Annotated in this window: 13 protein-coding genes; 1 reads left to right on the top strand and 12 read right to left on the bottom strand. The window is 38.0% G+C overall.

Annotated features, from left to right (window positions below; genetic code table 11):
* Positions 1–16: 16 nt before the first annotated feature.
* From HMJ38_RS18370 to HMJ38_RS18355, 4 genes are all read right to left on the bottom strand, one after another.
* Positions 17–769: a CPBP family intramembrane glutamic endopeptidase gene (locus HMJ38_RS18370; protein ID WP_194975893.1), complete on the bottom strand. Its 753-nt coding sequence runs from the start codon at positions 767–769 to the stop codon at positions 17–19.
* A 115-nt stretch (positions 770–884) separates the two neighbouring features.
* Positions 885–1922: an alpha/beta hydrolase family protein gene (locus HMJ38_RS18365; RefSeq protein WP_194975892.1), complete on the bottom strand. Its 1038-nt coding sequence runs from the start codon at positions 1920–1922 to the stop codon at positions 885–887.
* Positions 1923–1972: 50 nt separating this feature from the next.
* The gene (locus HMJ38_RS18360; protein ID WP_194975891.1) at positions 1973–3463 is read right to left on the bottom strand and encodes a nitrilase-related carbon-nitrogen hydrolase; all 1491 of its coding nucleotides are present in this window, start codon (positions 3461–3463) and stop codon (positions 1973–1975) included.
* A 73-nt stretch (positions 3464–3536) separates the two neighbouring features.
* Positions 3537–4130 (bottom strand): Crp/Fnr family transcriptional regulator, encoded by a 594-nt coding sequence (locus HMJ38_RS18355; RefSeq protein WP_194975890.1) that lies wholly within the window; start codon positions 4128–4130, stop codon positions 3537–3539.
* Positions 4131–4355: 225 nt separating this feature from the next.
* On the opposite strand from HMJ38_RS18355, the gene HMJ38_RS18350 reads away from it, so the two are divergent.
* Positions 4356–5003, top strand: a complete 648-nt coding sequence (locus HMJ38_RS18350; protein WP_194975889.1) for a peptidase associated/transthyretin-like domain-containing protein — start codon at positions 4356–4358, stop codon at positions 5001–5003.
* Between the two features lie 493 nt (positions 5004–5496).
* Here the strand turns inward: HMJ38_RS18350 and HMJ38_RS18345 are convergent, their stop codons facing one another.
* The 8 genes from HMJ38_RS18345 to uxaC all read right to left on the bottom strand — a co-directional run bounded on the left by HMJ38_RS18345 (position 5497) and on the right by uxaC (position 12557).
* On the bottom strand, positions 5497–6195 hold the full coding sequence (locus tag HMJ38_RS18345; protein ID WP_194975888.1) for a hypothetical protein: 699 nt from the start codon (positions 6193–6195) through the stop codon (positions 5497–5499).
* Between the two features lie 510 nt (positions 6196–6705).
* On the bottom strand, positions 6706–7254 hold the full coding sequence (locus tag HMJ38_RS18340) for a glycoside hydrolase family 88 protein (RefSeq protein ID WP_194975887.1): 549 nt from the start codon (positions 7252–7254) through the stop codon (positions 6706–6708).
* 35 nt (positions 7255–7289) lie between these two features.
* A complete protein-coding gene (locus tag HMJ38_RS18335) occupies positions 7290–7646 on the bottom strand; it encodes a hypothetical protein (protein ID WP_194975886.1) in 357 nt (118 codons plus the stop codon).
* Between the two features lie 12 nt (positions 7647–7658).
* A complete protein-coding gene (locus HMJ38_RS18330) occupies positions 7659–8237 on the bottom strand; it encodes a hypothetical protein (protein ID WP_194975885.1) in 579 nt (192 codons plus the stop codon).
* Between the two features lie 12 nt (positions 8238–8249).
* Positions 8250–9266, bottom strand: a complete 1017-nt coding sequence (locus HMJ38_RS18325; protein WP_194975884.1) for a mannonate dehydratase — start codon at positions 9264–9266, stop codon at positions 8250–8252.
* A gap of 214 nt (positions 9267–9480) precedes the next feature.
* Positions 9481–10224, bottom strand: coding sequence for an RraA family protein (locus HMJ38_RS18320; RefSeq protein ID WP_194975883.1), 744 nt, complete (start codon positions 10222–10224; stop codon positions 9481–9483).
* Positions 10225–10302: 78 nt separating this feature from the next.
* Positions 10303–11148, bottom strand: a complete 846-nt coding sequence (locus tag HMJ38_RS18315) for an SDR family NAD(P)-dependent oxidoreductase (RefSeq protein WP_194975882.1) — start codon at positions 11146–11148, stop codon at positions 10303–10305.
* The gene (gene uxaC, locus HMJ38_RS18310) at positions 11136–12557 is read right to left on the bottom strand and encodes a glucuronate isomerase (protein WP_194975881.1); all 1422 of its coding nucleotides are present in this window, start codon (positions 12555–12557) and stop codon (positions 11136–11138) included. The genes HMJ38_RS18315 and uxaC overlap by 13 nt, the downstream gene beginning before the upstream one ends.
* Between the last annotated feature and the right edge of the window lie 2 nt (positions 12558–12559).

Below are 12559 nucleotides of genomic sequence, written 5' to 3'. Positions count from 1 at the left end.
AGAGTTAATGACAGTTTTAATTTCCACCAATTAGAAAAAAGATACAATAAGTCATTCCTAAATTGAAAGCTGAATGACAAATAATTGCTCCTAAAATTGAGCCGGAGCGTTTTCTGCAAACATAAAATAAAATACTTATTGTAAACATACTCAGCACCCATATCAGAGTTGGTACGAACAGGAATTCCCATTGTTGTTTATGGATAACCAGTCCAAAATGTGAAATATGAACAAGTGCAAAAGCCGAACTATCAATTAAAGATGCTTTGATATTTCCTATGGAATTTGCAAAACTAGAATGCACTATCCCTCTAAAAAAAAGTTCCTCTCCAATCGGGCTAAATGTCATTCCAATCAAAGATGAAATTGCGAACATGATAAGCCTACTTTGCTCGTCAATTTCTTGCGGAATATTATAAGATCTTCCAATATAGCTATACCAATTTTTGTGAGAGTTGCCGTAAAGTACATCACCCAAGAAGTATAGTAAAACGCTAAAGACTATACCAATAATTAATGCAATAATTAGCCAGCCATTATTTGTAGGCTTTTTAATTCCGATTTTTCTTCTGCCATTCTTGCTTAAAAAAACGAACGGTGTAAATGCCATAGTAAGCATCAGTATTCCTACATACTGCATATTGGCTATTTCATTGCCGTGCAAGACTAAAATAAAACGAGGAATACAAATTAGAAGAATTAAAAAAAGCCCTAATTTCCAGTTAAAACTGAAAATCTTATTCCAAAAGGGTTTTAAATCATTCTCCATGCTTTAGTATGTTTTCCGTTTTATTAAGGAGTGCCAGGATGCAGGGCAGGGGCCAATAAAGGCTCTGATCAGTGAACTGGTATCTCATGGTCACCTACTCATTTTGAGTACAAAATCAAATTTTATCTAACCATTCTACCATTGCATCAAGAAAATCACCACACCTTTTATTGGGTAAATTGTTATCCTGCAGCTCATAAAAACCTCCCGTTTCACATTGGATTAGATTATGATTGCAATTCGGAAATGATTTGATAGTTAAATCGGTATTTTGACCTAAGGTATTCTCATATAAGAGCTTGGTTTTGATCCAATCTACGTTCATGTCATTTTCTCCAAACACCGCCAAAACAGGGCAGTTTATACCCGATAGGAGGGAGTCAAAATCCTCAATGTATACCTGTAAACCGGACTCTTCGTCCAGCTCTTCTTTCATAAAAGTTGGTTGGTAATTGTAGTACCCCTCTTGAGTGATTCCCCCATTGGTAAATCTTAACCAAAAAGCATTCTTGGCGAGATTTTTTGTGGCTGACTGGTATTCTTCAAAACTTCCCCCGGAATGTGATATTTTTGTACCCTTCATCCATTCATCTACAATTAATTTAACAGAGTCTTGTGGATGACCATTGATTTTTAAGTTCTGCGCTAGCAGGTATTTGAAGTTTTCTTTATCATCTACACCACTTACAGAAATCCAAAATTTGATGTCTTTATATTTGTTGATGACGATTGGATTTATCCAGCCAGCTCTGCTAATCCCCCAAAGTCCAATTGCATCTGATCCTGGTATTTTCTTTTCCTTTAAGGCATGGATAGCAGCTATTACTTCCAAGGCACTGTTTTGGACAGGTTGATTGTAATTAAAAGTTCCGCCACTATTGCCGCAACCCATCTTATCCCACATATAGGTAGCAAATCCCGATTTAAGAATCGACTCCCGTACATCCTTGTACCATTCTTGGGCCACAGCATTGGTTTGGCCTGAACCATGGACAATCAAGACGATGCCTTTTGGGCTATTGTCCTCAGGAATATTCAAGACTCCATTTAGCAATACACCTTCAAATTCAAAATCCATAATTTCCCTTTTATTTTGGGCAATAGCATTGCTAACAATCAATAGAAGTATTAAAAATGTCGTAATTCTTCTCATGTCGTTTTATTTAATTTCCACCAATAACCAAAATAAGCTCCCACTCAATTTCAACTAGCTTTCCTACCTATTCTTTTCCTTTTAAGAACTATAATAACCAAACCCAGCAAGAATATACAAAATACAATGAAACTATCTCCAATGACAGCATATATTGTCTTCGTTCCTTTTGTCGGAAGTTGCGTAATCAGTACTTTACTGGTATCCGTAAAATGATTCATTTCACTAATTACCTTTCCTGTATAATCTGTCCCTATAGAATGGCCTAAGCTAGCTTGTCTAATCAAATTAAAACCTTGTTCTATGGCTCTAAACTTAGCCATATTAGTGTGTAATTGGTCAATTTCTTTATAATCATTACTTGGTGCCAACAGTATGTCTGAACCTTTAGCCTCTTTTAAATAATTTGGAAAATCTAAATCAAAGCATATTGCTCCTGCAATGGTACCATAGTCTGTTTCTATTTTTTGGATTCCGGTAGTTTTATTATTGCTAATCGGGGCTTCGGCACCAGGTACTGAAATACCCTTCCAATAATCCATAACCTTTTTACCATTTCGGTCAAATAAAACAAATTTATTTTCAAGAAATCTGCTATTTGCTGGGTCTATTACCGCTATGCCCAAACCTAAATATATATTTTGGGTATAAGCTATTTCCCTGGCTTGATCATATAATTCACTTTCGTCTTCTTTTAAAATTACACCATTGCCTTCCGCCCAAAAAACTATTTTTGCCCCAGCTTCTGCTTCTTTGATACTTATGTCAAATAAATATTGATTTAATTTCGATGTATTTCTTTTAGTTTCAATTATAGCTTCATTTTCAGTTTCTTTATTATTTATTCCCTGAAGGTCAATCCCAACTTTAAGACTATCCAATGCGGAAATAGAAGCTATCCGAATCGTTTCAGAATTGGAATTTTGAAATTGTACACGATAAGCACCATACATTAATGTCAAACCCAAAACAAGGCCATAAATGAGAACTCCCTTTTTTACATTTCTCCCTTCATATCTTTGATCATAAACCCAATTGCTAACAGAGGCAAACCAGGCAATTAAAAAGGTAATATAACCCATCCCAAAAACAGAGATAGATTGAAGTAAAATATGTTGTGTTTGTTGGGTGTAGGCAAAATGCCCCCAAGAGCCATATTGATTAAATTGATGGTAAGCATATTCTATTAAAACAAAGGCACATGGAAATATTAAGGTGCTTTGAAAGGATTTTCGATTTTTTGAAAAAAATGAATCAATTAAGTAGGGTAAAGAGGTGAGTAAACTAAAAATTATAGCAATAATAATTGAGATAGAAATGGGTAAAAAAGGGACTACATCAAAGCCAATATAATAAACTATACCTGTAACCAAGAACGCCAATAAGAAACCCTGCCACCTCGGTAATTTTCTTACCGCAAAAAGCAGCATTGTTGTAAAAATCCAAATAGCATAAAAGACAGCGTATTGCCCATTAGAAATTACAGAGAAAAAAATCAAGAGGATGACTAAAAGGACTTTTTGTAAGATATTGTTTTTCACTATTGAAGTAATTTGATACGAATACCCCAAAGATGGGCAGCAATTCTTTGTTGAACCTGACACCTATGTTTCATTATTGTTTCTTGGCAAGTTTACTTCGTATCCTGGTCAGTGATTGTCGCTCAATTCCTAGATAGGAAGCCAAATGGGATAAGCTTATCCTATTCATAAGGTCTTTGTTAGCAGATATAAATTTGAGATATCTCTCTTCTGCATTCTCAAATAAAAAACTTTCGACTCTATCTGTTTCTCTTGTTAAAACCATTTCCGCTGTTAGCCTACCGTACATTTCGCTGTCTTTATAAGTCCGATAAGCCTCTTGTAGTTTATCATAAGGCATGAAAAGAATTATAGAAGGTTCGAGACATTCTATATGATACTTAGAGGGTTTTTGTCTTGAAAAGGAAGGATAGTCGGTGGCATATCCTTTCTCACTGATGAAACCTGTGATTATTTCATTCCCTTTTTCATTGATATAATACTTTCTTAAAAGGCCTTGACAAACGTAGCAGACTTCTTTTTGTATTCCGCCGCTTTTAAATAAGTACTCTTTTTTATCATATTTTCTAAGGGTTAAAATAGAACGTGTGAATTTTTTTGCCTCCAGGCTCAATAATGGAAATTGTTCCATAAATAAATCAGAATAGAATTGAAACTCTTTCTCCATATTTTCTAGCTTGGTACCAATGTAATGTGTTTTAAACGCAATCTAAACAAAAAAATAACTATAGAAGATTTTCAGGTTTCTTCAAGTATTTTTTCGGATTTCATTACAGTTTCTCTTAAAAAACCTCAAACCAATAGCACTTTAGTTAATAAACCCTAAGCCATCAATCAGTTCCTTTATTTTTGATAAGGAAGTTTCCAAATTCATAGAAACTTCTATTTATCTATGTCCAAGTATTTATTCTTTTTGATTTTTATTTTTAGCAATTACCGCAATCAGGGTGTCTGGAAAGCTAAAATCGTAGACGTAACGACTGGACTGCCCTTGGAAAACGTCCATGTGTATTTTAAAAATGGTCAGGCCGTAACCGATAAAACAGGAATGTTTTCACTTTTGGTTGAAGATGGGCAAATCGTTACGATAAGTCATGTCGCTTATGAAACCATGAAATCAATTATTGATCTTAAAAACCTGCCTGAAATTATTTACCTGATACCTAAAGAGGAAGAATTAGAAACAATCGATGTCAGACCATTGCCATCAGAAGCTCATTTGAAAAGAATGATTTTGAACACTTCAGGTCAGCTGTCCCAAATGGAGTATAACATGAGAAAAAACACAGCTGTTATAAAATCCGTCTACCGATACATTCCCAGTGCGGGAAAGGGGGCATATTCCAGTTTTTTGGAGCGTGTGATACCCAATGGGTCTGGTGGTGTAAATTTCTTTACTTCAGGTGGAGGAGGGATCCCACAGTTGTTCAAGGAACTCCGGCAAAACTACGAACTGCCAACTGATTTTCAATACACGGAAAGAGATTCTTCAAAAGTTGACCTTTTATATAAGGCTAAATTCAAATTTAATAAATGGTGATTTTTTTTGTAGTTATGATTTTCGTTTTGGAAATTCAATTAGGTATTTTCTCATAGAAAACTATATTTCGATTATTTGAAAAGTGATTTCACATTTTGGTCAATTAAAAAGCCCACTTGAAGATCTAAATTTATATGAATAAAAAAACCATGTTTATTTCTTATTATTAGGTGAATTAATCTGGTTTTTCCAGACGTAAATATAATTTGCCACACATTTGAGAAATGAACATATTCATAGATACTTCTGTAATTTATAAAGACCCTTTTTGGAAAGGAAATTTCTTTAGTGAATTGATTGATGTAGTAAAAGGTAAAGAGATCCTGTTTCATTAAATGATTACCTTCAACCTGAGCCAATTAGATCAGGTCGGCTACTCGTTTGTGAGCTGGCTTTTCTTTTTTTGTACCGTTCACTCTATTTCAAGGTCATTTGTCATCAAAACATAAGACAAAATTTTAAAGAGAACATTAAACCATTTTAATCACCTGCTTCATTTTTTAAACACGATCTTTCCACAGGGAATTGTTCCAGATCCATTTGGTGAAATGCTCATTCTGTAATAAAGGTCTTGATCTTTCAAGATAAGTGCTGCTCTTGGAGTACCCGATGCCTGATAAGAGAGCGTTGCTACATAGAAAATATGCTCCTCATTGGAATTAATCGTTATTTGCAACTTGGTAGCCTTGTCAAAATTGGTATCTAAAAAGGATTTTATTCCAGTTAGACCATAGTTATACGATGATAATTTATCATATGTCAATTTATCTGTTGGTAGAAACAGTTTTAAGTAGGAGTCAGGTGGCGTAAATATTGCAAATGAATCAGCAGGAAAATTAATATTAAGTTCTAATGGAGTATTAGTTTCATTGATTATCCGAGTCCAAAATACAGCAAATGCGTAACTTTTTCCCGATGAATTAACATATTGCATTCCGTCAGGGGCAATACTTCCACCTTTTGGAAAACTGTTTTGTATAGTTATCCCTTTTCCGGTGGGAGACGCATATGTAGTATCTGTATAGATATACCTTTCTAAATCATGGTTTTGTGATGGTTGCTTGTTGTAATTGTTTGTGGAGGCTTTTATCTCTCGATCAATAGCTACTTTTCCTGTTTTTGAATTACTACTCTGTCCACAAGACCAAAGCCATGAAATTGCTAAAAAGGATATAATTAAGCTTTTTTTCATTTTTTTGCTGGCTTACAATCAGGTCACGCAAGGGAATTTCGCTCCCAGGTTCCCACAGAATTCTCGCAAATCGGGAATGGCTGTGCGTGAAGACACCCTTCACCAAGCCTTCCTCGTTTTTACGGGGGCTCTTCATAATACTAACCACTCAAAGGTAATGTGCAATTTTAAAAAATTAGCAGGGGTCTAGCTTCTATTCCAAAAATCTTTCCCTTACAAAATCCAAGGTCATAAACATAACAGAAAAAAAATGCCATTTCCTGTTTTAGTAATTACACCATTTATAAGATTGGAATTAATGATTGTTCACAGTGCTGGTTTGAGTAATCCTCTGTTACATAAAGATCAACTTTTTCAAGAGGGTTGATGACCCATGGTACGGTGCCTTCGTTGACATGTCCTTCTTTCTTCCCTTTTTCTTTGGTCCGCTTTTCGAAGTCAGGGCGTGAGGACACAAACCGTACCGTATTAGCCTTTTCAACATAGCAAAGATTCAATATTTACCGACAATTACTCTTTTAACCCCGCGTAAAGTTGTGCCACTAAACCCATCCCAAATTGGGAAATAACCCTGTATCCGCCTTTTTGGAGTTCTTCTCCTCCCCTATTAATCTGGGAAACCGATCTAAGAAATCCATCTTCGGAAATATATTCCTGTAGGGCATGGTAAGCCAAAGATGCTGCTTTGACAAATTCTTCGATCAAAATCTCCATGCAAAATCCCCAAGCAAATGCTGCTGTGATACCTGCAGTGGCGGAGGTGTCCACACCCGTTTCAGGAATATCGATATAGGAATAAAACAACCCTTTTTCATTTTGAAGCCCTAAAACAAAACCAGCCTGTTTCAGAAAGTCTTTCCAGATTTCTTCCAATTCATTCAAATCCCCAAAATCGGTATTTTCAAATTCCCGCAGGGTCTTTACAATTCCCAATAAATACCAAGCCACTCCCCGCCCCCAATTCCCATATGATTTTTGTCTATTCGCAGTAGACCTTTGGTATATGCCATTTGTCTCGGAAAGAAATTCCTTTCGAAGCACTAGGTGGTTAACAGCCAATTCCGCCAATTTTCGGTCCTCCCTTTGGCAAGCTATTACTGAAAGCGGATAGGCCAAAGTGTAACAACATCTGTGGTAACATGACCGGTGAAATCTTTTTCAGTAGGTTTTTTTAGTTTTTGGATGTATTCCAGCGCAATCGAGATTGAAATGTGGTCCGGATAAAAATTAATGATGGCCGAAAAAGATAAAAAATCCTCCAAACTATTGAATTTCCCATCCATGGGAGAAGTTTGAGGACTTTCGAAAATAATTCCCTTTTTAGGGTCCAAGTAAGAATTCAATTGGGTTTTAAGCGTTGCTGTGGCGGCTGACTTTCCCTGATTGTGTAGCTCAAGCAGGCCATCTTGTACACTACCACTCATCCAACCAAATGGTTTGAAATAGTTCATGGAATAAAGATTTTAAAAAAAAGCAGCTTCCTTGTTTGTTTTTTCAGGTAAGAACAAATGTGGCTGCAAGCCGAAATTGTCTTGGCGCAGCGCATCCAAACCATAAAAACAAGCTTCTTTATCACCTTGGATCAGGTCCAATCCAATACCTTCTAAGAGAATCAGTTTGTAATTAGTCGCAGCAATTTCCAGCTCAAAAGGTTGAAAGGGATGAGCATATTGTAAATCAAAAATACCCAGTTCTGTTTTCGATTTAAATAAAAAAGCCCTCATCCTTACATGTTCCCTTATATCCAAAGCTATAGTGAGCCGGAGGAAAATTGAACTGGTTTTTGGTTTCTTTCTTGACTTTGAAAAGGAAATTACCGTCGGTGAATTTTCATCTTTTGTCACAATCGGAAAAGCATTCCACCCCAATGGAATCCTTTTTGCTGGATTCACCGGTTTGAAAGGAAAATCCAAGTCAATCCCAAGTTGACGCATATCATCCGGTTGTAACTCCATATAGGTTAATGAAAGTCCATCCTTGTTGAATGCCAAAGAAGCGGAACCATCAATAGCTCTTTTAACCAAAAATTTTCTTCTATTCATTTATTCGGCGGTCTAATCAACCTCTTTTTTGAAATCTTGACTGGCTGAATTCAAAGCTTCAAATATCCCCTTCATATACCCAATGGCAAATATTTTCCCTGTGATCTCATAACCGACAGTGGTGCTTCCTCCGAAACTCCCTTGGGTTTCCCCATACATCGCCGGAGCATGGTCAGGCCGAATTGGCCCATCAAATCCATGTTGCTGATAAATCCGGAACATCTCGACCATATCGGTGGGTCCATTGTCATGGAAAGTCTCCCTGAAATTTTCCCGATCCCCCTCTACATCACGTACATGCAAAAAGGCAATTCTATTTTCCTGCAACCATTTTTTCGCCAATTTCTGAATATCTTCGCCCATGGTCAGGAAAGATGCCTGACAAAAAGTGATCGCATTGCTCTCAATAGGATTGTGATTCCAAACTTTTTCAAATGCAGTTGAACTGGTTAAGATTCTCCCCACACCCATCAACGGACTGACCGGAGGATCATCGGGATGGAGTGCCATCTTTACTCCGGCACTTTTAGCCTCCGGCAATACGGCATCATGAAAGTAAAACAGGTTTTTCCAAAGTTTGGCTTCGGAAATACGCTGATCTTCAGAAACCAATTGATCCCTGACATCATCCAGATAAAAACCACTGACTTGGGCACCTCCCCTTTCGGAGATATCCACTCTGGTTCGATACCAACCTATGCTTGCCATAAAATTATAGCACAACAAAGGGATTTCTAGCCTGCCCATATTTTGCAGCATTTGGATGTATTTCTCAATAAGTTCATCCCTGTTAGGTAAGCCAAGCTTAATTGGAGACATGTCAAATTGATCTCCCTCCAATCCATACAGTTTGAACCTTTTCTCCCGGAAATTATCGGATACAGATTTCAATACTCCAAAATCATAAGGAGGTAGCTTACCTGTCAATTCGGGCGCTGCCTTGGTGATGGCATAATCCACCCCAATTTGCTTGGCCAATGTCCACTTCCTTTCATCGTACTTTGCCGGCAATAGCATCGAAAATTTCATAATTTCATTTCATTAATAAGTAAGAAAACCTTTTTTCATGCGACTCCAAAGGAGTCGAAATCGATTATAAATTAGACTTTCTCCCATATTCTCTATCCCTAATCGTTTATCTTTCCTTATTCATAAATCTAAAATCTAAGATCTACCTTCTTTTGCCACCTTCATCCTTTTTTCATCCTTCTCCAATCTAAAATCTACCCTCTACAATCTACCTTCAAAAATAACCCCCCTTATCAGAGATATCCTTGGCACTTTGCCCTTCCTTCACCCAACCAAAAATCTTCTTCTCATTCACCTTAATTTCCTCGGCCCTTACAAGAACTTCATAAGCAATATCCCTTGGCACAACCAAAACCCCATCCACATCACCCATGACCACATCACCAGGTTTAATGAAACAATTACCAATCTGAATGGGGACCTGATAGTCGGTGATCAGACATCTTCCCAAACTTCCATTGGAGGATCTATATTTATAAAAGACAGGGAAATCTGCCTCCAAAATCTGATGGGTATCCCGGATACCGCCATCGATGCAAGCGGCTTTTACGCCTTTACCTTTGGCAGTAGCGGTCATGACACCTCCCCATGAGGTGGATTCCTCATCCCCACTTGTGTCATAGATGACAAAAGCATTGGGATGCATTTCATCCAGCATTTTCGTCCTGAACTCCATTTCCCCACTTACACGGGTACTGGAAGAACTCTTTACGGTAAAAGCAAAACCTGCAACAGTGCTGTATTCCCTCAAGGGTTTGATTCTGAACGGAAGGGCTTGGTTGAGATAAGTGAATTCACGAAGCACATCATTGATGGCACCGGTATAAATTTTCTCATATCTGGAAAGAATCTCTTGATCTGAAACAGGAAAAGCAACTTTTGAAATGCTTTCTCTAACTTCAATCAGCTTTTCAAGATTCATCATCCCAACTTCCTTTTTATATTGATCTACGCTCATGGTATATTATGTTTGGTTTATTATTATTTCAGGTTAGATTTCTTTGATGTACACTCAAAAGTCTACCTCAAAGACCTTTTAAATCCCGGAATCGGCGATAAATCCACCATCAATGGGAATGACTGTACCCGTCACAAAACCGGCATCATTGTCATTGATCAACCAATTCATACAGCCGATCAGTTCCTTGGCTTCGCCAAACCGCTTTAAAGGCGTCTGTCTTAAGATGCTTTCTCCCCGGGCACTTTTGCTTCCATCAGGATTGAACAGGATTTTTTTGCTCCTATCATTGATAAAAAACCCCGGTGCAATGGCATTGACCCGGATATTGGCCGGGGCGAGATAGGTTGCCAGCCATTGGGTAAAGTTGGCGATACCGGCTTTTGCCATGCCATAAGCCCCGACTCTTGAAAGCGGTCGATAGCTGTTCATCGAGGCAATATTGATAATTGTCCCGCCCCTGTTATGGGCCATATCCTTGGCAAATACCTTGCAAGGAATCACCGTACCCATCGTGTTGACCTGTAGTACACTTAGAAAAGTATCCATGTTCAGATTCAGAAATCCCCTTTCATTGCCATCTTCGATTTTAAGTTCTTTCTCATCAAAAGCTGTGAATGTCGTCACTGCTTCCATTTGATTTCCACCTGCTCCATTGATCAATATGGAACAAGGTCCAAGTTTCTCGTAGATCTCATTTCTTGCCTTCAGGACTTCCGTTTCGGAGATGACATCTGTGCTGATGGAAATGGCAATGCCTCCATTTGCGATGATTTCAGCCTCAACCAATTTGAGTTTGCCAATGTCCCTGCCCAACATCGCTACTTTGACACCTTGTTTTGCCAAGGCACGGGACATCTCCGAACACAATGTTCCTCCTGCTCCCGTGACCACAGCCACCCTTTCTTGATTTATTCCTGCCATATTTTTTCTCTTTTGAGGATTTTGTTTTTGATGTTGAAATAGGAGATGTCCTTGATCAATTGTTCGAGTAAAGCCATGTCTTTCGGAAGCTTACCTTCTTCCGTCCAGCCACCGATTTGGTCACAAAGGATTCTTCTGAAATATTCATGTCTCGATAACGACAGGATACTTCGGGAATCAGTAGTCATGCCTATAAAAGTGCTCAGAAGACCGTAGGAGGATATGTCATTGAGGTGCTTTCGGATTCCCGCATAATGGTCATTGTACCACCATGCAGGTCCAAATTGGATTTTTCCTACCAGGCCATCCTCGGTAAATGAGCCTGTCAAGCTTGCCAAAGCTGCATTGTCAGCAGGATTTAAGGTATAAAGAATTGTCTCAGGAAGAACTCCTGCTTTGTCCAAACTGTCCAAAAACAAGGTCAAGGAATTGATTTCACATGCTTTTCCAATACTTGCAAATCCACCTGCTGGACCAACCAATTTTCTTAACCTACTGCTTGTATTCCTTTGTGCACCGATGTGCAACTGCATGATCCAGCCACGTCTCCCGTATTCATCCCCCAAATAGTTTAACATAAAGGAATATAACCTGACAAATGCCCTTGGTTCCAAGGGCTGATTTTGGATAACTTTTTTGAAAATAGCAGTTGCTTCTTGCTCATCGATTGGTTTGAATGAAAATCCGGAATCAAGGGCATGGTCAGCAAAAAGACAGCCGTTCTCTGCAAAAAAATCCAACCGTTTTTTGATTGCTTCCTTGAAATCCGACAGGTTAGAAATGATCCCATTAATTTCCAATTCCAGTTTTTGGATCCAATCCAGATATTTTGGATTTCCGAAATCCAAAATAGAATCCGCCCTCAATGAAGGTAAAACCTTGACCGAATTTTGTGAGAAAGCTATCTTTTTATGGGAATCCAAGTTATCCAACAAATCGTCTGAGGTAATCAGAATTTCAGCTTTCCATTTTTGGATCAAGCTGCATGTTTTGAATTCTTCCTGTTGGAGTTTATGGTTACAGGTTTCCCAGATTGCTTTAGCGTTGTCTTGGTTTAGCATTTCATCGATGTCAAATATCCTTTTCAGCTCCAAAAAGCTCCAATGAAAAAGTGGATTGCCCAATGTTTTGGAAATCGTGTTCACCCAGTTTTGGTATTTTTCAAAAGCTGACACTGATCCTGTAATGCCATTTTCTGGGATTCCATTGATCCGCATTGCCCTGTGTTTGTAAGGATCATGCGCTATCCAAAGCTCAGTTAGATTTGAAAACTTTTTGTCCTCAGCAATGTGCTGTGGATTGAGGTGGTTGTGGTAATCAATAATAGGAAGTTGGGCTGCAACCTCATGGTACAGCCTTTCTCCCGTTTTGTTTTTGATCAGCCAGTTTTTGTTTGTAAAAGAATCCATAA

The organism is Aquiflexum lacus (genome assembly GCF_015476655.1).
Lineage (GTDB): Bacteria > Bacteroidota > Bacteroidia > Cytophagales > Cyclobacteriaceae > Aquiflexum > Aquiflexum lacus.
Note: the sequence above shows the minus strand (reverse complement) of the source record. Positions and strands in the feature narration are given on the sequence as shown.